This window comes from Luteimonas sp. AC640a (genome assembly GCF_979256585.1).
Genome location: NZ_CEEDOV010000009.1, coordinates 1 through 21,310 on the forward strand (window position 1 = coordinate 1; position 21,310 = coordinate 21,310).

At 64.1% G+C, this 21,310-nt stretch carries 35 protein-coding genes; 31 read left to right on the plus strand and 4 right to left on the minus strand.

The genetic code is table 11. The features are described from left to right. The 30 genes from ACZ9YD_RS08730 to ACZ9YD_RS08875 form a co-directional block, all read left to right on the plus strand. A partial coding sequence (locus ACZ9YD_RS08730) for an EF-Tu C-terminal domain-related protein (RefSeq protein ID WP_465074787.1) occupies positions 1–258 on the plus strand: 258 nt, incomplete at its 5' end. Positions 259–800: 542 nt separating this feature from the next. Then, a complete protein-coding gene (gene rpsJ, locus ACZ9YD_RS08735; protein ID WP_047137645.1) occupies positions 801–1,112 on the plus strand; it encodes a 30S ribosomal protein S10 in 312 nt (103 codons plus the stop codon). Positions 1,113–1,122: 10 nt separating this feature from the next. Continuing rightward, the gene (gene rplC, locus ACZ9YD_RS08740; RefSeq protein WP_465074788.1) at positions 1,123–1,776 is read left to right on the plus strand and encodes a 50S ribosomal protein L3; all 654 of its coding nucleotides are present in this window, start codon (positions 1,123–1,125) and stop codon (positions 1,774–1,776) included. Positions 1,777–1,787: 11 nt separating this feature from the next. Continuing rightward, a complete protein-coding gene (gene rplD, locus ACZ9YD_RS08745; protein ID WP_232134459.1) occupies positions 1,788–2,393 on the plus strand; it encodes a 50S ribosomal protein L4 in 606 nt (201 codons plus the stop codon). Then, positions 2,390–2,689 carry a 50S ribosomal protein L23 gene (gene rplW / locus ACZ9YD_RS08750; RefSeq protein ID WP_232134460.1) on the plus strand — a complete coding sequence of 100 codons (300 nt, stop codon included), beginning with the start codon at positions 2,390–2,392 and terminating at the stop codon, positions 2,687–2,689. Before rplD ends, rplW begins: the two co-directional genes overlap by 4 nt. Positions 2,690–2,699: 10 nt before the next feature. After that, on the plus strand, positions 2,700–3,527 hold the full coding sequence (gene rplB, locus ACZ9YD_RS08755) for a 50S ribosomal protein L2 (RefSeq protein ID WP_159679901.1): 828 nt from the start codon (positions 2,700–2,702) through the stop codon (positions 3,525–3,527). A gap of 6 nt (positions 3,528–3,533) precedes the next feature. Then, a complete protein-coding gene (rpsS, locus tag ACZ9YD_RS08760; RefSeq protein ID WP_055246837.1) occupies positions 3,534–3,806 on the plus strand; it encodes a 30S ribosomal protein S19 in 273 nt (90 codons plus the stop codon). Positions 3,807–3,816: 10 nt separating this feature from the next. Then, the gene (rplV, locus tag ACZ9YD_RS08765) at positions 3,817–4,209 is read left to right on the plus strand and encodes a 50S ribosomal protein L22 (protein WP_055246839.1); all 393 of its coding nucleotides are present in this window, start codon (positions 3,817–3,819) and stop codon (positions 4,207–4,209) included. A gap of 1 nt (position 4,210) precedes the next feature. Continuing rightward, on the plus strand, positions 4,211–4,951 hold the full coding sequence (gene rpsC, locus ACZ9YD_RS08770) for a 30S ribosomal protein S3 (protein ID WP_310236748.1): 741 nt from the start codon (positions 4,211–4,213) through the stop codon (positions 4,949–4,951). 2 nt (positions 4,952–4,953) lie between these two features. Beyond that, a complete protein-coding gene (gene rplP, locus ACZ9YD_RS08775) occupies positions 4,954–5,367 on the plus strand; it encodes a 50S ribosomal protein L16 (RefSeq protein ID WP_232115896.1) in 414 nt (137 codons plus the stop codon). Continuing rightward, a complete protein-coding gene (gene rpmC, locus ACZ9YD_RS08780; RefSeq protein ID WP_159679895.1) occupies positions 5,367–5,555 on the plus strand; it encodes a 50S ribosomal protein L29 in 189 nt (62 codons plus the stop codon). Before rplP ends, rpmC begins: the two co-directional genes overlap by 1 nt. Before the next feature lie 10 nt (positions 5,556–5,565). Beyond that, positions 5,566–5,826: a 30S ribosomal protein S17 gene (gene rpsQ / locus ACZ9YD_RS08785; protein ID WP_150928979.1), complete on the plus strand. Its 261-nt coding sequence runs from the start codon at positions 5,566–5,568 to the stop codon at positions 5,824–5,826. 15 nt (positions 5,827–5,841) lie between these two features. Beyond that, positions 5,842–6,210, plus strand: a complete 369-nt coding sequence (gene rplN / locus ACZ9YD_RS08790) for a 50S ribosomal protein L14 (RefSeq protein WP_159679893.1) — start codon at positions 5,842–5,844, stop codon at positions 6,208–6,210. A 14-nt stretch (positions 6,211–6,224) separates the two neighbouring features. Then, positions 6,225–6,542: a 50S ribosomal protein L24 gene (rplX, locus tag ACZ9YD_RS08795; RefSeq protein WP_465074789.1), complete on the plus strand. Its 318-nt coding sequence runs from the start codon at positions 6,225–6,227 to the stop codon at positions 6,540–6,542. 10 nt (positions 6,543–6,552) lie between these two features. Beyond that, positions 6,553–7,095: a 50S ribosomal protein L5 gene (gene rplE, locus ACZ9YD_RS08800; protein ID WP_159679889.1), complete on the plus strand. Its 543-nt coding sequence runs from the start codon at positions 6,553–6,555 to the stop codon at positions 7,093–7,095. Positions 7,096–7,113: 18 nt separating this feature from the next. Further along, the gene (gene rpsN / locus ACZ9YD_RS08805; RefSeq protein ID WP_465074790.1) at positions 7,114–7,419 is read left to right on the plus strand and encodes a 30S ribosomal protein S14; all 306 of its coding nucleotides are present in this window, start codon (positions 7,114–7,116) and stop codon (positions 7,417–7,419) included. Between the two features lie 141 nt (positions 7,420–7,560). After that, entirely contained in the window at positions 7,561–7,956 is a 396-nt protein-coding gene (rpsH, locus tag ACZ9YD_RS08810) for a 30S ribosomal protein S8 (protein WP_465074791.1), read from the plus strand. A 14-nt stretch (positions 7,957–7,970) separates the two neighbouring features. Next, a complete protein-coding gene (rplF, locus tag ACZ9YD_RS08815; protein WP_232134466.1) occupies positions 7,971–8,498 on the plus strand; it encodes a 50S ribosomal protein L6 in 528 nt (175 codons plus the stop codon). A 29-nt stretch (positions 8,499–8,527) separates the two neighbouring features. Beyond that, positions 8,528–8,884 carry a 50S ribosomal protein L18 gene (gene rplR / locus ACZ9YD_RS08820; RefSeq protein WP_465074792.1) on the plus strand — a complete coding sequence of 119 codons (357 nt, stop codon included), beginning with the start codon at positions 8,528–8,530 and terminating at the stop codon, positions 8,882–8,884. 167 nt (positions 8,885–9,051) lie between these two features. Beyond that, positions 9,052–9,585 (plus strand): 30S ribosomal protein S5, encoded by a 534-nt coding sequence (rpsE, locus tag ACZ9YD_RS08825; protein WP_465074793.1) that lies wholly within the window; start codon positions 9,052–9,054, stop codon positions 9,583–9,585. Further along, positions 9,578–9,775, plus strand: a complete 198-nt coding sequence (rpmD, locus tag ACZ9YD_RS08830; protein ID WP_310150837.1) for a 50S ribosomal protein L30 — start codon at positions 9,578–9,580, stop codon at positions 9,773–9,775. Before rpsE ends, rpmD begins: the two co-directional genes overlap by 8 nt. Before the next feature lie 5 nt (positions 9,776–9,780). Then, complete coding sequence (rplO, locus tag ACZ9YD_RS08835) at positions 9,781–10,215, plus strand: 50S ribosomal protein L15 (protein WP_465074794.1); 435 nt, start codon at positions 9,781–9,783, stop codon at positions 10,213–10,215. A 5-nt stretch (positions 10,216–10,220) separates the two neighbouring features. Next, positions 10,221–11,597 (plus strand): preprotein translocase subunit SecY, encoded by a 1,377-nt coding sequence (gene secY / locus ACZ9YD_RS08840; protein ID WP_465074795.1) that lies wholly within the window; start codon positions 10,221–10,223, stop codon positions 11,595–11,597. A 386-nt stretch (positions 11,598–11,983) separates the two neighbouring features. After that, positions 11,984–12,340: a 30S ribosomal protein S13 gene (gene rpsM, locus ACZ9YD_RS08845; RefSeq protein WP_232134471.1), complete on the plus strand. Its 357-nt coding sequence runs from the start codon at positions 11,984–11,986 to the stop codon at positions 12,338–12,340. 11 nt (positions 12,341–12,351) lie between these two features. Beyond that, positions 12,352–12,744: a 30S ribosomal protein S11 gene (gene rpsK / locus ACZ9YD_RS08850; RefSeq protein WP_096297427.1), complete on the plus strand. Its 393-nt coding sequence runs from the start codon at positions 12,352–12,354 to the stop codon at positions 12,742–12,744. Between the two features lie 14 nt (positions 12,745–12,758). Then, positions 12,759–13,394: a 30S ribosomal protein S4 gene (rpsD, locus tag ACZ9YD_RS08855; RefSeq protein WP_465074796.1), complete on the plus strand. Its 636-nt coding sequence runs from the start codon at positions 12,759–12,761 to the stop codon at positions 13,392–13,394. A gap of 55 nt (positions 13,395–13,449) precedes the next feature. Continuing rightward, positions 13,450–14,448 carry a DNA-directed RNA polymerase subunit alpha gene (locus ACZ9YD_RS08860; protein WP_310236754.1) on the plus strand — a complete coding sequence of 333 codons (999 nt, stop codon included), beginning with the start codon at positions 13,450–13,452 and terminating at the stop codon, positions 14,446–14,448. 180 nt (positions 14,449–14,628) lie between these two features. After that, positions 14,629–15,009, plus strand: a complete 381-nt coding sequence (rplQ, locus tag ACZ9YD_RS08865; RefSeq protein WP_232134474.1) for a 50S ribosomal protein L17 — start codon at positions 14,629–14,631, stop codon at positions 15,007–15,009. Positions 15,010–15,139: 130 nt separating this feature from the next. Beyond that, the gene (locus tag ACZ9YD_RS08870) at positions 15,140–15,640 is read left to right on the plus strand and encodes a disulfide bond formation protein B (protein WP_465074797.1); all 501 of its coding nucleotides are present in this window, start codon (positions 15,140–15,142) and stop codon (positions 15,638–15,640) included. Between the two features lie 68 nt (positions 15,641–15,708). Beyond that, complete coding sequence (locus ACZ9YD_RS08875; protein ID WP_465074798.1) at positions 15,709–17,112, plus strand: class II 3-deoxy-7-phosphoheptulonate synthase; 1,404 nt, start codon at positions 15,709–15,711, stop codon at positions 17,110–17,112. Here ACZ9YD_RS08875 and ACZ9YD_RS08880 read toward each other — a convergent pair whose 3' ends face one another. From ACZ9YD_RS08880 to typA, 4 genes are all read right to left on the minus strand, one after another. Further along, positions 17,113–17,643 carry a hypothetical protein gene (locus ACZ9YD_RS08880; protein ID WP_465074799.1) on the minus strand — a complete coding sequence of 177 codons (531 nt, stop codon included), beginning with the start codon at positions 17,641–17,643 and terminating at the stop codon, positions 17,113–17,115. Between the two features lie 70 nt (positions 17,644–17,713). After that, the gene (locus ACZ9YD_RS08885) at positions 17,714–18,172 is read right to left on the minus strand and encodes a DUF2127 domain-containing protein (RefSeq protein WP_465074800.1); all 459 of its coding nucleotides are present in this window, start codon (positions 18,170–18,172) and stop codon (positions 17,714–17,716) included. Next, positions 18,172–18,756 (minus strand): 2'-5' RNA ligase family protein, encoded by a 585-nt coding sequence (locus ACZ9YD_RS08890; protein WP_465074801.1) that lies wholly within the window; start codon positions 18,754–18,756, stop codon positions 18,172–18,174. Before ACZ9YD_RS08890 ends, ACZ9YD_RS08885 begins: the two co-directional genes overlap by 1 nt. Beyond that, positions 18,753–20,582 (minus strand): translational GTPase TypA, encoded by a 1,830-nt coding sequence (gene typA, locus ACZ9YD_RS08895; protein ID WP_465074803.1) that lies wholly within the window; start codon positions 20,580–20,582, stop codon positions 18,753–18,755. Before typA ends, ACZ9YD_RS08890 begins: the two co-directional genes overlap by 4 nt. 184 nt (positions 20,583–20,766) lie before the next feature. Between typA and ACZ9YD_RS08900 the strand changes: the two genes are divergently transcribed. Then, positions 20,767–21,261: a peptidylprolyl isomerase gene (locus ACZ9YD_RS08900; protein WP_465074804.1), complete on the plus strand. Its 495-nt coding sequence runs from the start codon at positions 20,767–20,769 to the stop codon at positions 21,259–21,261. Positions 21,262–21,310 lie beyond the last annotated feature (49 nt).

Genomic DNA, 21,310 nt, shown 5'->3' on the forward strand with positions numbered 1-21,310 from the left:
TATGTCCTGTCGAAGGACGAAGGCGGCCGTCACACGCCGTTCTTCAAGGGCTACCGTCCGCAGTTCTACTTCCGCACCACCGACATCACGGGTGCGTGTGAACTGCCGGAAGGCACCGAGATGGTGATGCCGGGCGACAACGTGAAGATGGTGGTCACGCTGATCAACCCGGTGGCGATGGACGAAGGTCTGCGCTTCGCGATTCGCGAAGGCGGCCGTACCGTCGGCGCCGGCGTGGTGGCCAAGATCATCAAGTGACGTATTGGCCCGAGCGCGCCTAGCGCGCTCGGCTGCCAGCACGTCATCCCCGCGAAAGCGGGGATCCAGCGACTTCCGGGCAGTCACGCGGATGTCGACGAAAGAAGTCTCTGGATCTCCGCTTTTTCGGCAATGGCGATCGAAAAACGGACCGGCCCAGTTGGTCCGTCCGGTCTTCGAAGAGCAGGGCTTGCGCCCACCCGTCCAGACCCGCTATGATGCAAGACCATCGCGGGCAGGCCTTTATTGGATGTCCGCGAAATCGCGAAATGAGGTGCAGGATGCCCTCGTCTTCGCCAGACACGGAAATGTCGCGAGGCTGTGCTCCACCCGTTCCGGAAATGTCCGGAGCACGAAGGGATGGAGCGGATCACCGCGTCTGAATTTCTGATGTCTGGGCGGATCGGGAAACCGGTCTGCCTTTTGTGTTTGCACGGAACGGTCCCGAAGCGCGGGTGAATGCTTCGGATAGCCACGAATCAATGGGGTTCTGCGCACCCAGCCGCAGGCCCGTCGCTCTTTCAACCAAGGATATTTCCGTCATGACGGACCAAAAAATCCGGATCCGCCTCAAGGCATTCGATCACCGTCTGATCGATCGCTCTGCAAGCGAGATCGTCGAGACCGCAAAGCGTACCGGTGCACAGGTGCGCGGCCCGATCCCGCTGCCGACCAAGATCGAGCGTTACACCATCCTGACGTCGCCGCACGTCGACAAGGATGCGCGTGACCAGTACGAGACCCGCACGCACAAGCGTGTGCTGGATATCGTCGACCCGAATGACAAGACCGTTGATGCGCTGATGAAGCTTGAGCTCGCAGCCGGCGTCGACGTCCAGATCAAGCTGACCTGAGGACCGCACCATGACCGCGAAGATTCATTCGTTGGGCATCGTCGGCCGTAAGGCCGGCATGAGCCGAGTGTTCACCGAAGACGGCAAGTCCGTGCCGGTGACGCTGATCGAGGCAACCCCGAACCGCATTACCCAGATCAAGACCGTCGAGACCGACGGTTACAGCGCCGTGCAGATCACCGCAGGCGTCAAGCGCGCATCGCTGCTCAACAAGCCGGAAACCGGTCACCTCGCCAAGGCGAAGGTCGAAGCCGGCCGCGGCCTGTGGGAGCTCCGCGTGGCCGACGACAAGATCACCGACTTCATCGTCGGTGGCGAGATCAAGGCCGACATCTTCGAAGTGGGCCAGATCGTCGACGTCCAGGGCGTCACGAAGGGCAAGGGCTTCCAGGGCACGATCAAGCGCTGGAACTTCAAGATGGGCGACGCGACGCACGGTAACTCGCTGTCGCACCGCCAGCCGGGTTCGCTCGGTCAGCGCCAGACGCCGGGCCGCGTGTTCCCGGGCAAGAAGATGTCCGGTCACATGGGTGCCGACGTGCAGACCACGCAGCGCCTGCAGATCGTGCAGGTCGACGCCGAGCGCGGCCTGATCGCCGTCAAGGGCGCCGTACCTGGCGCGCCGGGCGGTGACGTGATCGTGCGTCCGTCGAGCAAGGCATAAGGAGTAGCACGATGGAACTCGCAATCAACAACAGCAGCACGAAGCTGTCGGTCTCCGACGAAGTCTTCGGCCGCGATTTCAGCGAAAACCTGGTCCACCAGGTCGTCGTTGCCTATCGCAACGCCGGTCGCGCTGGCACCAAAGCGCAGAAGACGCGCTCTGAAGTCAACGGCACGACCAAGAAGTCGAAGAAGCAGAAGGGCGGCGGCGCGCGTCACGGCGCGCTGACGGCTCCGATCTTCGTCGGCGGTGGCGTGACGTTCGCGGCCAAGCCGCGCAGCTTCGAGCAGAAGGTCAACCGCAAGATGTACCGCGCGGCGATGTCGGCGATCCTGTCCGAACTCAACCGCCAGGGCCGTCTGACCGTCGTCGAGACGTTCGACCTCTCCGAGACCAAGACCAGCGGCATGGTCGCCAAGCTCAAGGAATTCGATCTGGGCAAGCGCCCGCTGATCGTGACCGAAGACGCTTCGGAGCACCTGTACCTGTCGGCACGCAACCTGCCGTACGTCGAGATCCGCGACGTGCAGGGTCTGGATCCGGTCGCGCTGGTCGGCGCCGATACCGTGCTGATCACCACCGATGCGGTGAAGAAGATCGAGGAGTGGCTGGCATGAACGACGCCAAGCTCTATGAAGTGATCCGTGCGCCGCGTGTGTCCGAAAAGACCGCGCGCCTGCAGGAAGTGTCCAACCAGTACGCGTTCGAAGTCTCGACGGTCGCCACCAAGGCGGACATCAAGGCCGCGATCGAGAAGCTGTTCGACGTCAAGGTCGAGGCGGTCAATGTGTTGAACGTGAAGGGCAAGAACAAGTCCTTCCGTCAGCGCCAGGGCACCCGCGGCGATTGGCGCAAGGCCTACGTGAAGCTGGCCGACGGCCAGTCGATCGACGTCATGAACGCGAAGGTCTGAGGAAGCCCCGATGCCATTGATGAAGTTCAAGCCCACTTCGCCCGGCCGCCGTTCCGCGGTCCGCGTCGTGCACCCCGATCTGCACAAGGGTGCGCCGCACGCTGCGCTGGTCGAGAAGAAGACCAACACCGGTGGTCGCAACCACCACGGCCGCATCACCACCCGTCACATCGGTGGTGGCCACAAGCAGCACTACCGCATCGTCGATTTCAAGCGGGACAAGGAAGGCATTCCGGCGCGCGTCGAGCGCATCGAATATGACCCGAACCGTACCGCCCACATCGCACTGCTGTGCTATGTCGACGGCGAGCGCCGTTACATCATCGCGCCGAAGGGCCTGAAGGCCGGCGACCAGGTGATCTCCGGTTCGGATGCCCCGATCAAGACGGGCAACACGCTGCCGCTGCGCAACATCCCGGTCGGTTCGACGATCCACTGCATCGAGATGAAGCCGGGCAAGGGTGCGCAGATCGCGCGCGCCGCCGGTGCCGGCGTGCAGCTGGTGTCGCGCGAAGGCGTCTACGCCACCGTGCGTCTGCGTTCGGGCGAAGTGCGTCGCGTGCCGTCCGAGTGCCGCGCCACGATCGGCGAGGTCAGCAACGACGAGCACAGCCTCGAGAAGCTGGGCAAGGCCGGTGCGAAGCGCTGGCGCGGTGTCAAGCCGACCGTCCGCGGCGCGGCCATGAACCCGGTCGACCATCCGCACGGCGGTGGTGAAGCGAAGGCCGGTCAGGGCAACCCGCACCCGGTTACTCCCTGGGGCGTTCCGACCAAGGGCTACAAGACCCGCCATAACAAGCGGACGCAGCAGTTCATCGTGCGCGATCGCAGGAGCTGATAGACCATGGCACGTTCACTCAAGAAGGGTCCGTTCGTCGACCACCACCTCGTCAAGAAGGTGGAAGCCGCGGGCACCAACACCAAGAAGCCGATCAAGACCTGGTCGCGTCGCTCGATGGTTCTGCCGGACATGATCGGTTTCACCATCGCTATCCACAACGGCAAGAACCACGTCCCGGTGCTGGTCAACGAGAACATGGTTGGCCACAAGCTCGGCGAATTCGCGTTGACGCGGACCTTCAAGGGTCACGGCGGCGACAAGAAGTCGGGCAGGTAAGGAGCGCACAATGGACAAGGCAACGAAAGCCCGCCTCGAAGAGCAGAAGCGCGCTCGCACCGAGGTCAACAAGCGCACCGCGATCCTTCGCACCGCGCGCATCTCGCCGCAGAAGGCACGTCTGGTCGCTGACCAGGTCCGTGGTCTGCCGGTCGAACGCGCCGTCGGCCTGCTGAAGTTCTCGGACAAGAAAGCCGCTCACATGATCAAGAAGGTCGTCGAGTCGGCCATCGCCAACGCTGAGAACAACGCTGGCGCGGACGTCGACGAACTCAAGATCGCCACCATCACGGTCGACGAAGGTCCGACGCTGAAGCGCTTCATGGCGCGCGCAAAGGGACGCGGTACCCGCATCCTCAAGCGCACCAGCCACATCACCGTCGTCGTGGGAGAGGGCAAGTAATATGGGTCACAAAGTTCATCCCATCGGCTTCCGTCTGGGTATTTCCAAAGACTGGAACTCCAAGTGGTATGCCGGCAAGAAGGAATATGCCGACTACCTCGTCGCTGATCTGAAGGTTCGCGAGATGCTGCGCAAGCGTCTCGCCTCGGCCGGCATCAGCAAGATCCTGATCGAGCGTCCGGCAAAGACGGCGCGCGTGACGATCCACACCGCCCGTCCGGGCGTGGTGATCGGCAAGCGCGGCGAGGACATCGAGAAGCTCCGCAAGGACGTCAGCGACATGATGGGCGTTCCCGCGCACATCAACGTCACCGAAGTCCGCAAGCCGGAACTCGATGCGCAGCTGGTGGCCGAGTCGATCGCGCAGCAGCTCGAGCGTCGCATCATGTTCCGCCGCGCGATGAAGCGCGCTGTCGGTAACGCGATGCGCCTCGGCGCGCTGGGCATCAAGGTCAATGTCGCCGGTCGCCTCAACGGCGCCGAGATCGCGCGTTCGGAGTGGTACCGCGAAGGCCGCGTGCCGTTGCACACTCTCCGCGCCGACGTCGACTACGGCTTTGCCGAAGCCAAGACGACCTACGGGATCATCGGCATCAAGACCTGGATCTACAAGGGCGAGATCTTCGATTTCAGCCAGGTGGGCCAGGAGAAGCAGGACGACACGCCGCGTGGCGGCGACCGTGGTGATCGCAATGACCGCGATCGTCGGGGTCCGCGTCGCGAGCGCGAGGCGAGGGACTAATCATGTTGCAACCCAAGCGAACCAAATACCGCAAGATGCACAAGGGTCGTAACGACGGCCTGGCATGGAGCGGCAACGCAGTCAGCTTCGGCGAGTTCGGTCTGCGGTCCACCGCAACCGGCCAGCTGACCGCACGTCAGATCGAAGCCGGTCGTCGTTCCATCAGCCGTCACGTCAAGCGCGGCGGCAAGATGTGGATCCGCGTGTTCCCGGACAAGCCGATCACCAAGAAGCCGATCGAAGTCCGAATGGGCTCCGGCAAGGGCAGCGTCGAATACTGGGTCGCGCAGATCCAGCCCGGCCGCATGATCTTCGAGATCGAGGGTGTCGAGGAGGAGGTGGCGCGTGAAGCGTTCCGCCTGGCCGCCGCGAAGCTGTCGGTCACCACCCAATTCGTGACCCGGACGGTGCGCTGATGGCTACGACGAAGGAACTCCGCGAAAAGTCGGTCGAGGATTTGCAGTCGCATCTCCTCGAACTGCACAAGGAGCGTTTTTCGCTCCGCATGCAGAAGGCCACTGGCCAGCTGACCAAGACGCATGACACCCGTCGGGTGCGCCGCGAGATTGCGCGCGTCAACACCCTGATCGGTCAGAAGAAGTAAGGACCCGACCATGAATACCGAAAAGAAGCAGCGTACGGTCCAGGGCCGCGTGGTCAGCAACAAGATGGACAAGACCGTCACCGTGCTGGTGGAGCGTCAGGTCAAGCACGCGTTGTACGGCAAGTACATCAAGCGTTCGACCAAGCTCCATGCCCACGACGCCGAGAACGCGTGTCAGGAAGGCGACCTGGTAAAGGTTGTCGAGATTGCACCGATGTCCAAGACCAAGAACTGGCGCGTGGCTGAAATCGTCACGCGCGCCGCCGAATAACGAGGAGGGCATACCATGATCCAGATGCAGAGCCACCTCGATGTGGCGGACAACAGCGGTGCCAAGGAAGTGATGTGCATCAAGGTGCTGGGCGGTTCCAAGCGCCGTTATGCCGGCATCGGCGACATCATCAAGGTGTCGATCAAGGAAGCGATTCCGCGTGGCAAGGTCAAGAAGGGCGAGGTCTATGACGCCGTCGTGGTGCGTACCCGCAAGGGTGTGCGCCGTCCCGACGGTTCGTTGATCCGCTTCGACGGCAATGCCGCGGTGTTGCTCAACAACAAGCAGGAGCCGATCGGCACCCGCATCTTCGGGCCCGTGACCCGTGAACTGCGTTCCGAGAAGTTCATGAAGATCGTCTCGCTCGCGCCTGAAGTGCTCTGAGCGGAGAAACGAAAATGGCTAATCGAATCAAGAAGGGCGACCACGTGATCGTGATCGCCGGCAAGGACAAGGGCAAGCGCGGTGACGTGGTGCGCGTGATCGGCGAGAAGGTCGTCGTCTCGAACATCAACCTCGTCAAGCGCCACACCAAGCCGAACCCGCAGGCGGGTCAGGCCGGTGGCGTGATCGAGCGCGAAGCGCCGATCCATGCTTCGAACGTGATGCCGTTCAACCCTGCCACCGGCAAGGGCGAGCGCATTGGAACCAAGACACTCGAGGATGGCCGCACGCTGCGCGTGTTCCGCTCGAGCGGTGAGGCGCTCGACGCCTGAGGATGCAGAAATGACGACCCGTCTGGAACAGTTCTACAAGGATGAGGTGGTACCGAAGCTCATGGAGCAGTTCGGTTACGCCAACATCATGCAGGTCCCGCGCCTGAGCAAGATCACCATCAACATGGGCGTGGGCGAAGCTGCCGCGAACAAGAAGGTGCTCGAGAACGCCACTGCCGACATGGCCAAGATCAGCGGCCAGAAGCCCCTGGTGACCAAGTCGCGCGTGTCGGTGGCCTCGTTCAAGATCCGCGATGGCTGGCCGATCGGCTGCAAGGTCACGCTGCGTCGCAATGGCATGTACGAGTTCTTCGACCGCCTGGTCAACGTCGCGCTGCCGCGCGTCCGCGACTTCCGTGGTGTCTCCGGCCGGTCGTTCGACGGTCGTGGCAACTACAACATGGGCGTGAAGGAACAGATCATCTTCCCGGAAATCGACTTCGACGCAGTCGACGCGATCCGCGGTATGGACATCGCCATCACCACGACCGCCCGTACCAACGAAGAAGCCAAGGCCCTGCTGGAAGCCTTCCGCTTCCCGTTCCGCAACTGATCCGAAGGCAGAGCACTTATGGCAAAGACGTCCATGATCAACCGCGAGGTCAAGCGCAAGAAGCTGGCCAAGCAGCACGCCGAAAAGCGTGAAGCGCTGAAGAAGATCATCAGCAGCCCGACCGCCGGTTATGAAGAAAAGACCGACGCAGTCAACAAGCTGCAGAAGCTGCCGCGCGACTCGTCGCCGGCTCGCCAGACCACGCGTTGCGCGCTTTCGGGTCGCCCGCGTGCGGTCTACAGCAAGTTCGGCCTGGGCCGTAACAAGCTGCGCGAAGCCACCATGCGTGGCGACGTGCCTGGCCTGCGCAAGGCCAGCTGGTAAGAGCGTCGCACTGCAGGTCTGGCGTTCGCGCGCCGGACCTGTAGAATACCGGCCCTCACGTTGTACCCCGCACGAAGTCCGTGCGGGTCAAAAACTAGTGTTCGCGCAAGCGGATATCGGTGCACTCAGAAGGTAATCATCATGAGCATGACTGATCCCATCGCCGACATGCTGGTCCGCATTCGAAATGCGGCAGCGGTTGGCAAGCAGACGGCTGCGATGCCCTCGTCCAAGATCAAGGTCGCAATCGCCACCGTCCTGAAGGACGAGGGTTACATCAGCGACTTCCGCGTGACCGAGAACGGCGCCAAGTCCGAACTCGAGATCGTCCTCAAGTATTACGAAGGCCGTCCGGTCATCGAGACCCTGAAGCGTTTCTCGCGCTCGGGTCTGCGTCAGTACCGCGGCAAGGACGCGCTGCCGAAGGTCCTCAACGGCCTGGGCGTGTCCATCATTTCCACGTCGAAGGGCATCATGACCGACGCGCAGGCACGCCAGCACGGTGTCGGCGGTGAAGTCCTGTGCTTCGTGGCTTAAGGGAGTAACGCACAATGTCCCGAGTTGCCAAGAAGCCGATCGCCCTTCCGAAGGGCGTCGAGCTCAACATCCAGCCCGAGCTGGTCAGCGTGAAGGGCCCGAAGGGCACCCTGTCGCTCATCAAGCCGTCGGATATCGAGATCACCATCGAAGACGGCAATGCGCTGCTTTCGGCCAACGATCCGTCGCAGATTCCGCTCACCGGTACCCTGCGCGCAATCGTCGCGAACATGGTGCACGGCGTGTCGCAGGGCTTCGAGCGCAAGCTTGAGCTCGTGGGCGTCGGTTACCGCGCAGCAGTCCAGGGCAAGGACCTGAACCTCTCGCTCGGTTTCTCGCATCCCGTCGTGTTCCAGGCGCCGGAAGGCATCACGCTGACCACGCCGACCCAGACCGAGATCCTGGTCCAGGGTGCAGACAAGCAGCTCGTCGGTCAGGTCGCCGCCAAGATCCGCGGATTCCGTCCGCCGGAGCCGTACAAGGGCAAGGGCGTGAAGTACTCCGACGAAACCATCATTCGCAAGGAAGCCAAGAAGGCCTAAGGCCCATCCGCTTTCCGGGGATCAAGATCATGAGCATCAAGAACAACGCCCGCCTGCGCCGCGCCAAGACCACGCGTTCGCACATCCGTGTCCTCGGCGTGCCGCGCCTGTCGGTGCTGCGCACCGGCCAGCACATCTACGCCCAGCTGTTCAATTCGGATGGTTCCAAGGTGCTGGCTGCGGCCAACACCACGCAGGCCGGCGTCAAGGACGGCCTGAAGAACGGCAAGAACGCCGACGCCGCCACCGCGGTGGGTCGTGCGATTGCAGAGAAGGCCAAGGCCGCGGGTATCGAGAAGGTCGCATTCGACCGTTCGGGCTACCGCTACCACGGTCGCATCAAGGCGCTCGCCGACGCTGCCCGCGAGGGTGGTCTGCAGTTCTGATTCAATCGCTGTCGACGCCGGGCCTCGCGCCCGGCGTCGCCTGACCCGCCGGCACGGGATGTGTCGGGCGCCCGCGGCCTTATGCGCCGCGTCTGCGTTTCACGGATTCATTTCCCAACTCCAAGCGGCATCAGCCGTACATCCTTCTTCCAATACAGGCAATCCAGATGGCAAACGAAAGGGACAACCGCGGCCGCGGCCGCGACCGTGAGGAGCTCGACGACGGCATGATCGAAAAGCTGATCACGGTCAACCGTGTCAGCAAGACCGTCAAGGGCGGTCGCCAGTTCACGTTCACCGCGCTGACGGTCGTCGGCGACGGCAACGGCAAGGTCGGTTTCGGTTACGGCAAGGCGCGCGAAGTGCCGGTCGCGATCCAGAAGTCGATGGAGCAGGCCCGCAAGAATCAGAAGGCCGTTGATCTCAACGGCAGCACCCTCTGGCACACGGTCAAGTCGCGCCACGGCGCCGCGAGCGTGTTCATGCAGCCCGCGTCCGAAGGTACCGGCGTGATCGCCGGTGGCGCGATGCGCGCCGTGCTCGAAGCCGTCGGTGTCAAGGACGTGCTGGCCAAGGCGGTGGGTTCGCGCAATCCGATTAACCTCGTGCGCGCCACGATCCGCGGCCTCAACGAAATGCATTCGCCGGCGCAGATCGCTGCCAAGCGCGGCAAGAAGGTGGAGGATCTGATCAATGGCTAAGAAGGAATCCGCCGGCGGCACCGTCAAGGTGCGTCTGGTCAAGGGTCTGCGCGGTTCGCAGGCCAAGCACCGCCTTTCGGTGAAAGCACTCGGTCTGGGCAAGCTCAACGACGTGCGCGAACTGAAGGACAGCCCGCAGGTCCGTGGCCTGATCAACAAGGTCCACTACCTGGTCCAGGTCGAGGAATAATCGAAATGAAGCTCAATTCTCTCAAGCCCGCACAGGGCGCCCGCACCGAGCGCACGCGCGTCGGTCGCGGTATCGGTTCGGGCCTGGGCAAGACTGCCGGCCGCGGCCACAAGGGTTCGTTCGCGCGCTCGGGCAAGGGCAAGATCAAGGCCGGCTTCGAAGGCGGCCAGATGCCGCTGCGCAAGCGTCTGCCGAAGGTCGGTTTCCGCTCCAAGCTGAAGCTCGATTGCGCCGAAGTGATGCTGTACCAGCTCGACAAGCTCGACGGTGACGTGGACTTTGCTGCGCTCCGTGCCGCCAAGCTGGTGCCGAGCACCGCCAAGCGCGCGAAGATCGTCCTCAAGGGCGAGATCGGCAAGAAGCTCGTGCTCAAGGGCCTGCTGGCCACGGCCGGTGCCCGCGCGGCGATCGAAGCCGCTGGCGGCAAGGTCGAGGAGTAAGCCGGATGTCGCGAAGCGGCAGCGCAATGGGTGGGGTCGGCGCCGGGCTCGGTAAATTCACCGAGCTCCGCCAGCGCCTGCTGTTCGTGCTCGGTGCTCTCGTCGTCTATCGCATCGGGTGTTTCATCCCGGTGCCGGGCGTCAATCCCGAGGCCATGCTGCAGCTGATGGAACAGCAGCAGGGCACCATCGTGGACATGTTCAACATGTTCTCCGGTGGTGCGCTGTCGCGTTTCAGCCTGTTCGCACTGAACGTGATTCCGTACATCTCGGCGTCCATTGTGATGCAGTTGCTGGTGCAGGTCGTGCCCAGTCTGAAGGCCATCCAGAAGGAAGGCGAGTCGGGCCGGCGCCGGATCACCCAATGGTCGCGCATCGGTGCGATCCCGCTGGCGATCTTCCAGTCAGCGGGTATCGCGGTCGCGTTGCAGAGCTCGGGTGCCAACAACGGGATTCCGGTCGTCTACTCGCCGGGTATGGGCTTCGTGCTGACCGCGATCATCGCGCTCACCGCCGGCACCATGTTCCTGGTGTGGTTGGGCGAGCAGGTGACCGAGCGCGGCATCGGCAACGGTGTGTCGCTGATCATCTTCGCAGGCATCGTGGCGGGTCTTCCGGGCGCCGTGCTGGGCACGTTCGATTCGTTGCGCAGTGGTGACATGAGCCCGATCGCAGCGATCCTGCTGGTGATCGTGGTGTTGGCCGCAGTGTTCTTCGTGGTGTTCGTCGAACGTGGTCAGCGTCGGATCACGGTCAACTACGCACGTCGCCAGGGTGGTCGCAACGCGTACATGAACCAGAGTTCGTTCCTGCCGCTGAAGCTCAACATGGCAGGCGTGATTCCGGCGATTTTCGCGTCCTCGATCATCATGTTCCCGGCAACAGTGACCACGTGGTTCGGTGAAGCGACCTCGTCGAGCGGCTGGCAGCAGACGCTGCAGCGCATCGCGCAGGCGATCTCGCCCGGCGAGCCGCTGTACGTGCTGCTGTTCGGTGCGCTGATCGCCGGTTTCGCGTTCTTCTATACCGCGCTGGTGTTCAACAGCCAGGAGACGGCCGACAACCTGAAGAAGTCGGGTGCGCTGATTCCGGGCATCCGTCCGGGCAAGGCGACTGCCGACTACATCGATGGTGTGCTGACACGCCTGACGGCGGTCGGCGCGGCGTATCTGGTGCTGGTCTGTCTGTTGCCCGAGTTCATGCGTGCCGAGTTTGGCAGCTCCTTCCACTTTGGCGGCACGTCGCTGCTGATCGTGGTGGTGGTGATCATGGACTTCATCGCGCAGGTCCAGTCGCACCTGATGTCGCACCAGTACGAAAGCCTGCTGAAGAAGTCGAACCTCAAGGGTTCGCGCAGCGGCGGCGGTCTCACCGGCCGTTGACGGTTCGCCGGATGCCTCTCGGGGTGTCCGGCACAGTTCTCGCGGCATGGGCACTCCCCATGTCGCATCGCACCGCCCGATGGGGCGGTGCACGAAGTCCGGACCTACGCGCCGGACTTCAGATGGGCGACTCGCGCGGCGGTCTCGTGTGCGAGTGGTCCAGGAAGATCCGCACGCCAGAGTAGCGAGCGGGGCAGGTGAAGGGGATTCGTCTCCTGAAAGCTGCCGGTCCTGGACTGTCGCCGGAGCATGGGCACGCTCCCCATGCCGGGTTCAATGGCGCCTTGGCGCCGTGGGCTTCCAGAAACCACGAGGCCCTGCTATTATTTCTTGTTCCCTTTTGCCGGGATTGAACCCCTGGCAGCAAACCAGTTGGAGATCCGCGCATGGCGCGTATTGCAGGTGTGAACCTGCCTGCCCAGAAGCATGTCTGGGTTGGGCTTCAAAGCATTTTCGGCATTGGCCGTACCCGTTCGAAGAAGGTCTGCGAGGCTGCAGGCGTGACCTCGACCACGAAGATCCGCGATCTGTCCGAACCGGAAGTCGAGCGCCTGCGCTCGGAAGTCGGCAAGTACGTGGTCGAGGGCGACCTGCGTCGCGAAGTCGGCATGGCCATCAAGCGTCTGATGGACCTGTCGTGCTACCGCGGCCTGCGTCACCGTCGTGGTCTCCCGCTGCGTGGCCAGCGCACCCGGACCAATGCACGCACCCGTAAGGGTCCGCGCAAGGCCATCAGGAAGTAAGGAGCACAGCCATGGCCAAGCCCGCAGCAACCAAGACCAAGAAGAAGATCAAGCGCGTTGTCACCGACGGCATCGCGCATGTCCACGCTTCGTTCAACAACACGATCATCACGATCACCGACCGCCAGGGCAATGCGCTCTCGTGGGCGACCTCGGGAGGCGCGGGTTTCCGCGGCTCGCGCAAGTCGACCCCGTTCGCAGCCCAGGTCGCCGCAGAGAAGGCCGGAAAGGCCGCTCTCGATTACGGCGTCAAGTCGCTTGAAGTCCGCATCAAGGGCCCGGGTCCGGGTCGTGAATCGGCCGTGCGCTCGCTGAACAACGTGGGCTACAAGATCATCAACATCATCGACGTGACGCCCATCCCGCACAACGGATGCCGCCCGCCGAAGAAGCGTCGCGTCTAAAGGAGCGATAAGAAATGGCTCGTTATATCGGTCCTACCTGTAAGCTCGCGCGCCGTGAAGGCGCCGACCTGTCCCTCAAGAGCCCGACCCGCGCGCTCGACTCGAAGTGCAAGCTGGAGCAGAAGCCCGGCCAGCACGGTGCCGGTACCGGCGCGCGTCGCAGCAAGCTCTCGGATTACGCCACCCAGCTTCGCGAGAAGCAGAAGGTCAAGCGTATCTACGGTCTTCTCGAGCGTCAGTTCCGCAACTACTACAAGAAGGCGTCGAACAAGAAGGGCAACACGGGTGAAAACCTGCTGCAGCTCCTCGAGACGCGTCTCGACAACGTCATCTACCGCATGGGCTTCGCGGTGACCCGTCCGGCCGCGCGCCAGCTGGTGTCGCACCGTGGTGTCACGGTCAATGGCCAGTCGGTGAATCTGCCGTCGTACCAGGTCAAGGCAGGCGATGCGATCGCACTGTCCGAGAAGGCACAGAAGCAGCTTCGCGTGCAGGAAGCGCTCACCGTGTGGTCGACGATGGACCTGGCGCCGTCGTGGGTCGAAGTCGACTCCAAGGCGTTCAGTGGTGTGTTCAAGTCCGTCCCGGATCGTGCTGATCTGCCGGCAGACATCAACGAAGCGCTGATCGTCGAGCTGTACTCGAAGTAATTCAACCAGGTACCGCCGCGTGGAAAGCGCGGCGGTCCTCAGGAGACACACACACATGACGGCTACTGCCAACCAGGTCCTGCGTCCCCGCGGCCCTCAGATCGAACGTCTCGCGGGCAACCGCGCGAAGGTCGTGATCGAGCCGCTGGAGCGTGGGTATGGGCACACGCTGGGCAATGCCCTGCGTCGCGTGCTCCTGTCGTCGATTCCGGGCTTCGCGATTACCGAAGTCGAGATCGACGGCGTGCTGCACGAGTACAGCACCATCGAGGGCCTGCAGGAAGACGTGCTTGAAGTTCTGTTGAACCTCAAGGACGTCGCCATCCGTATGGGCACCGGCGAAGCGTCCACGCTGTCGCTGTCGAAGACGGGCGCGGGCGTCGTGACTGCCGCTGACATCAAGACCGACCACAACGTCGAGATCCTGAATGGCGAGCACATCATCTGCCATTTGACCAAGGACGCGTCGATCAATATGCGTCTGAAGATCGAGCGCGGCTTCGGCTATCAGCCGGCGTCCGCACGTCGTCGTCCGGACGAGGAGACCCGCGCGATCGGTCGCCTGATGCTGGACGCGTCGTTCTCGCCGGTCCGCCGCGTGGCCTATGAAGTCGAAGCGGCCCGCGTCGAACAGCGTACCGACCTCGACAAGCTGGTCCTGGACATCGAGACCAACGGCACGATCGATGCCGAGGAAGCCGTGCGCACCGCCGCCGACATCCTCACCGATCAGCTGTCGGTGTTCGGCGACTTCACGCACCGCGATCGCGGCGCGGCGAAGCCGCAGGCACCGGGCGTCGACCCGATCCTGCTGCGTCCGATCGACGATCTGGAGCTGACGGTGCGTTCGGCCAACTGCCTCAAGGCCGAGAGCATCTATTACATCGGCGACCTGATCCAGAAGACCGAAGTCGAACTGCTCAAGACCCCGAACCTCGGCAAGAAGTCGTTGACCGAGATCAAGGAAGTCCTGGCGCAGCGCGGCCTGGCACTGGGCATGAAACTCGAGAACTGGCCGCCGACCGGCGTGTCCGCTCACGGCATGCTCGGCTGATAGACCCGGAAGGCGTGCCCACGGGCACGCCTTTCGACCGTCGTGAGACAGGCCTCAAGGCCCGCCACGATTGCCGGTGAAGGACGACCGGTTCCGGACCATCCGCAGTCCAAGTTCCAACGCCAGGACGGCGCCAAAGCCTCACACAGACCCACCATTCCCATCTGAAGGATCCATCCCATGCGCCACCAGAAAGCCGGTCGCAAGTTCAACCGCACCAGCGCCCATCGTGAAGCGATGTTCCGCAACATGGCCGCTTCGCTGATCAAGAGCGAACTCATCAAGACGACCCTGCCGAAGGCCAAGGAACTGCGTCGCGTCGCAGAGCCGCTGATCACCCTCGGCAAGATCGACAGCGTCGCCAACCGTCGTCTCGCCTTCGCGCGTCTGCGCGACAAGGAAGCCGTAGGCACGCTGTTCACCACCGTCGGCCCGCGCTACAGCGCGCGTCCGGGCGGCTACCTGCGCATCCTCAAGTGCGGCTTCCGTGCCGGCGACAACGCGCCGATGGCGTACGTCGAGCTGGTCGATCGCCCGCAGGCGTCGGTCGAAGCCGAGTAATCCCGATCGTGACGACCTGCGCCACGCGCGCAGGTTCCCGTCATCGATGGAACGAAGCCCCGGCATCCGCCGGGGTTTTTGTTTGCGCGGCGCGGGACGATAATCGCGACACCCTATCGACGGTCTGCCCATGAATCCTGTCCGCTGGTCGTTCCGCACGCTGATGCTCGTCGGCGCCGTCGTCTGCTTCGCGCTGATCGGTTTCGCGATCTATTCGCAGCTGCAGTGGGGGCTCGAGCCCTGCCCGCTGTGCATCTTCCAGCGCCTGGCCTTCGCGGCGCTCGGTGTGGTGCTGTTGATCGCCGGCATCCACGCGCCTCGAGGTCGCAGTGGCCGCACGACCTACGGCTTGCTGGGTTTCGCAGCGGCCGCGGTCGGCGTCGGCATCGCCGCACGTCATGTGTGGCTGCAGATGCACCCGCCGGGCTTCGCGACCTGCGGCGCGCCGTTCGCCTTCATGCGTGAAACGATGGATACGCCGACGCTGATCCAGAAGGTGCTGACCGGCTCCGGCGACTGCGGCACCGTCGACTGGACGTTCCTGGGCCTGTCGATGCCGGCCTGGAGCCTGGTGTGGTTCCTGCTGCTGGCCGCTGTCGCGTTGTTCGCCGGCCTGCGCACCCGCCGCTGAGCGGTTGCCGGCAAAATTGACGCAGGGCAGCAAACTGCGATGATGGCCGCCCGCGAGAGGAACATTCCATGTCGTCGTCCAACGAGCGCAGCCTGCATCCCGTGAACCTGCCCGAGAACTGGCAGCCGGAGAGTTGGCGCACGCGCCCGGCCAAGCAGCTGCCGACCTATCCCGATCAGGCCGCGCTGGCGGCGGTGCAGGAAGAGCTGCGTGCGCTGCCGCCTCTGGTGACGTCGTGGGAGATCCTCAGCCTCAAGCAGCAACTGGCCGAGGCCCAGGAAGGCCGCCGCTTCCTGCTGCAGGGTGGCGACTGCGCCGAGAACTTCGGCGACTGTACGTCCGACGTCATCTCCAATCGGCTCAAGGTGCTGCTGCAGATGAGCCTGGTGCTCGTGCACGGTATGCGGTTACCGGTGGTGCGCGTCGGCCGGTTTGCCGGCCAGTACGCGAAGCCGCGCTCGGCCGACACCGAGACGCGCGATGGCGTCACCCTCCCGTGCTACCGCGGCGACGTGGTCAACGCGCCGGCGTTCACGCCCGAGGCGCGCATTCCGGACCCGCGCCGCATGGTGCGCGCGCATGCGCGTTCGGCGATGACGATGAACTTCGTGCGTTCGCTGATCGACGGCGGCTTCGCCGATCTGCACCACCCCGAGTACTGGGGTCTGGAGTGGGTGGGCGAATCGCCGCTGGCCGAGGAATACCAGCGCATGGTTTCGGGTCTCGGCGACGCCGTGCGTTTCATGGAGACGCTGGCGGGCACGCAGGTGCACAACCTCAACCGCGTCGATTTCTACACCTCGCACGAAGCGCTGCTGCTGCCGTACGAAGAAGCGAACACGCGTCAGGTGCCGCGCCAGTGGGGCTGGTTCAATCTCAGTACGCATTTCCCGTGGATCGGTGTGCGCACCGCAGCGCTTGACGGCGCGCACGTGGAGTACTTCCGCGGGCTGCGCAATCCGATCGGCGTCAAGGTCGGCCCGACATCGACGCCTGACGAACTGCTGCGCCTGATCGACGTGCTCAATCCCGACGACGAACCGGGCCGCCTGAGCCTGATCCACCGGATGGGCGCGACACAGATTGCCGAACGCCTGCCGGCATTGCTCGAAGCGGTGCGCCGTTCCGGCCGTCGCGTGCTGTGGATCTGCGATCCGATGCACGGCAATACCGAGTCGACCAGCAACGGCTACAAGACGCGCCGCTTCGACAACATCCGCAGCGAGATCGAGCAGGCGTTCGACCTGCACGCCGCGGCGGGCACGCGCCTGGGTGGTGTGCATCTGGAACTGACCGGCGAAGACGTTACCGAGTGCATGGGCGGCGCACGTGCGTTGACCGAAACCGATCTTGAGCGTGCCTACAAGAGCCAGGTCGATCCGCGTCTGAATTACGAGCAGGCGCTGGAGACGGCGATGCTGATCGTGCGCAAGCAGGTGCAGGTGGGTCGCGCGTCGGGCGTGACCCCCTGATCAATCCGCGTGGCGCCGCACAAGTTCGGCGCCCATCTGACGGAAGGTTTCGACGACGCGGGAATCGTTGGCGACATCGAACGTGCCCGCGTCCACCGCCTCGACGATGCGTGCGCAGTCGACCTGCGTCACCTCGCCGTCCGAGAACAATGCCTGCTGCATGCGCGCGACGGCATCGCCGAATTCGGCTTTGCGCTGATCGTGGAACTGGACGCCCGCGGCGTCGCCCATACGCGTGGTGACGGCATGACCCAGGGCCTGGATCCACAGGCTGCCTACGAGGAAGGGCTCGGCGTTGCGGCGTTCCCAGCCGGCCTGCGCCGCCCGAGCGCACGGGCCGTCCGGCGCAGGCAATGCGCCGCACCAGTGCCCCAGCGTGACGTCGACGAACATGGCGTGCGTCATCACAAGACCGGCCGCGGCGTTGCGTGTCTCGATCGTGTCGGCGGCCTGCACTGCGCCGCCGACGGCGGCCAGCAGCAACGCAAGTGCGCCTCGCGCACTGCGGGAAACGGGAAGTGCGATCTTCATCGTCGCGTCCTGGCGTACGGCGGAGTGCCGTCACACCAGTCTGGCGACGCCGTTGCTGGCGACGATGGGCTCAGGCCGCGCTGCGGCGTCGGCGCAGGTCGCGGGCGAGCACCAGCACGATCATCACATTGAGCAGGAAAACACCCCAGGTCATCCAGTCCGGGTGCTGCCACAGCGCGTAGATCTCGAACGGGAGATACGCGGCCGCACCGATCACGCCGAGCCACGAGGCCCACGCGCGATGGCCCCACAGACCCCAGCCTTCGAACAGGCGCATCACCGCATAGATCACCGCGACGCCGATGGCGATGTGCAGCCGTTCCGGCGTGATCGCATCGAGCATCGCGGTGCCGCTGCGTTCGGCGTCGACACCGAAGCGCGCGAGCACGCGCTCGAGCTCATGCTGCAGCGCGTCCGGGCCGATCGCCGCGAGTGCGCCGGCGACGAGCAGGGCGAAGACGCCCTTGGCGGCCTCGAACAGCGCGATCGCGCGCAGGCCTTTGTGGGTGTCGGGGCGATCGTCGGTCATCAGAACAGCGCGTCCTGTCGAGGTGGCGCGGGCAATGCCGCGCCGGTCAATGGCCACGCGCCGAGCGCGTCGTAGCGGCCACCGGGATTGAACAGCAATTCGAATCTATCGGCGTCGAGGCGATCGGCGCCGCAGTCCACCGTATCGAGCCACGTCTGCGGCGGCAGTCCCCGTTCGAGAAACGCAAGCGTGACATGCGGGCGCGTGGTCCGCTCCATGGGCGCGATACCCGCGCGGCGGACCGCGTCATAGCTCGCATCGCAAAGAGCCTGCAGTGCGGGGCAGGGCACCGGCAACGCGACGACTGCGCCAGAGTGGCGCCAGTAGGCGAGACGTTCGATGGTGAAGTGGTGTGGCGGAATCCGGGTCGCCGCGTTGGCGAACGCATTCAGAAGCGCCGGTGCGACCACAGGGCCGGCGGAGTCACCCACGAAGCACAGGGTGACGTGCCACTGGTCTGCGCGCCGCACCTGCAAAGACGGCGCGTCCAAAGGACGCGCCGTCTGCAATCGTTGCGACACCGTCGCGAGCACTGCCCGGCCGTCGGCACTGGGCCGCCACGCCGGGAACAGCGCCTGGCTCACCCGCCGCGGGACGCGCGCTTGCGGTCGTTCTCAGTCAGGCCCTTTTTGCGCAGTCGGATTTCCTTCGGCGTGACTTCGACCAGTTCGTCGTCCTCGATGAAGTCCAGTGCCTGCTCCAGCGTGTACTTGATCGCCGGGCTGAGCTGGATCGCATCATCCTTGCCCGACGCGCGCATGTTGGTCAGCGGCTTGGTCTTGATCGCGTTGACGGTCAGATCGTTGTCCTTGGAGTGGATCCCGATCAGCTGGCCTTCGTACACGTTGTCGCCTTCGGCGGCGAACAGCTTGCCGCGCTCCTGCAGCGGTCCGAGCGAATACGCAGGCGTGGCGCCCGCGGCGTTGGCGATCAACACGCCGTTCTGGCGCTTGGCGATCGCACCGGTTTCCCGGGGGCCGTAACGGTCGAACACGTGGAACAGCAGGCCCGAGCCCTGGGTCAGGGTGCGGAATTCGTTCTGGAAGCCGATCAGGCCACGCGCCGGGATTTCATAGTCCAGGCGCACGCGGCCCTTGCCGTCCGATTCCATGTTCTTCAGCTGGCCCTTGCGGATGCCGAGCTTCTCCATCACGCCGCCCTGGTGCTGCTCTTCGATGTCGACGACGAGCTGCTCGACCGGCTCCATCTGCTGGCCGTCGATTTCCTTGACGATGACTTCCGGGCGCGATACGGCCAGTTCGAAGCCTTCGCGGCGCATGTTCTCGATCAGGACCGACAGATGCAGCTCACCGCGGCCCGAGACCAGGAACTTGTCCGGGTCCGAACCTTCCTCGACCTTCAGCGCGACGTTGTGCAGCGTCTCGCGCTCCAGACGCTCGCGGATCTGGCGGCTGGTGATGAACTTGCCGCCGCTGTGTTCCTTGCTGCCTGCGAACGGCGAGTTGTTGACCTGGAAGGTCATCGAAATCGTCGGCTCGTCGACGGTCAGCGCCGGCAGCGCTTCCGGCGTATCGAGCGCGCAGACGGTGTCGGAGATGCCCAGTTCCTGGATGCCCGAGATGGCGACGATGTCACCGGCCTCGGCTTCCGGGGTTTCCACGCGCTCCAGACCCATGAAACCCAGGACCTGCAGGATCTTGCCCTGACGCTTCTTGCCTTCGCGGTCGACGATGCTGACCGGCATGTTGGTGCGGACCTTGCCGCGCTGGATGCGGCCAATGCCGATCAGGCCGACAAAGTTGTTGTAGTCGAGCTGGCTGATGCGCATCTGGAACGGGCCGTCCGGATCGACCGCCGGCGGAGACACGTGCTGCATGATCGCCTCGTACAGCGGCGTCATGTCGCCCGAGCGTGCGGCGTCGTCGAGGCTGGCGTAACCGTGCAGCGCCGAGGCGTAGACGATCGGGAAGTCCAGCTGCTCATTGGTCGCGCCGAGCTTGTCGAACAGGTCGAACACCTGATCGATCACCCAGTCGGGACGCGCGCCCGGACGGTCGATCTTGTTGACCACGACGATCGGCTTGAAGCCCATCGCGAACGCCTTCTGGGTCACGAAGCGGGTCTGCGGCATCGGGCCGTCCATCGCATCGACCAGAATCAGCACCGAGTCGACCATCGACAGCACGCGCTCGACCTCGCCGCCGAAGTCGGCATGGCCCGGGGTGTCGACGATATTGATGCGGTTGCCGTTCCAGGTGATCGCCGTGTTCTTGGCGAGGATCGTGATGCCACGTTCCTTTTCCTGGTCGTTGCTGTCCATCACGCGCTCGGCAAGCACGGTGCGCTCGGAGAGGGTGCCCGACTGCTTCAGCAGACAGTCGACGAGGGTGGTCTTGCCATGGTCGACGTGGGCGACGATGGCGATATTGCGCAGGCGTTCGATGGACATGGGCAAGGCTGCGCCAGAGTCGAAGACCGGGGCGCACAAGAGTCAGTGAAAGAGCCCCGCATTATAGCGTGTTGCGCTGCCGCATGGCGGAGCCGCCCAAACGCCGCTTGAAACCGGTTGCCAGGGGCCGCATGTCGCGGGTTCGTCGGTGCGCCGATGATTGTCCCTCCAACCAGGATTTCCCATGTCCCTGAACGCTGTATTCGATACCGACCGTGGCCAGATCACGGTCGAGCTGCATGCCGACAAGGCGCCGCTGACCGTGGCCAACTTCGTCAATCTCGCCAAGCGGGGCTTCTATGATGGCCTCAGCTTCCACCGCGTGATCCCGGACTTCATGGTCCAGGGTGGCTGCCCCGAAGGTTCCGGCCGTGGCGGCCCCGGCTACAAGTTCGAGGACGAGACCAATAACGGCGTCAAACACGACCGTGGCGTGCTGTCGATGGCGAACGCGGGCCCGAACACCAACGGCAGCCAGTTCTTCATTACCCACATCAAGACCGACTGGCTGGATGGCAAGCACACTGTATTCGGCAAGGTCACCGAAGGTCTGGACGTGGTCGACGCCGTGAAGCAGGGCGATGCGATCAAGTCGATCAAGATCGTTGGCGACACCGAAGCGGTGCTGGCGGCCAAGGCCGACCGCGTCGCCGAGTGGAACAAGACGCTCGCTGCCTAAGCGAGACCGACAGGCCGGCCATTCGCCGGCCTGTTTTCTTTGGGGGAAT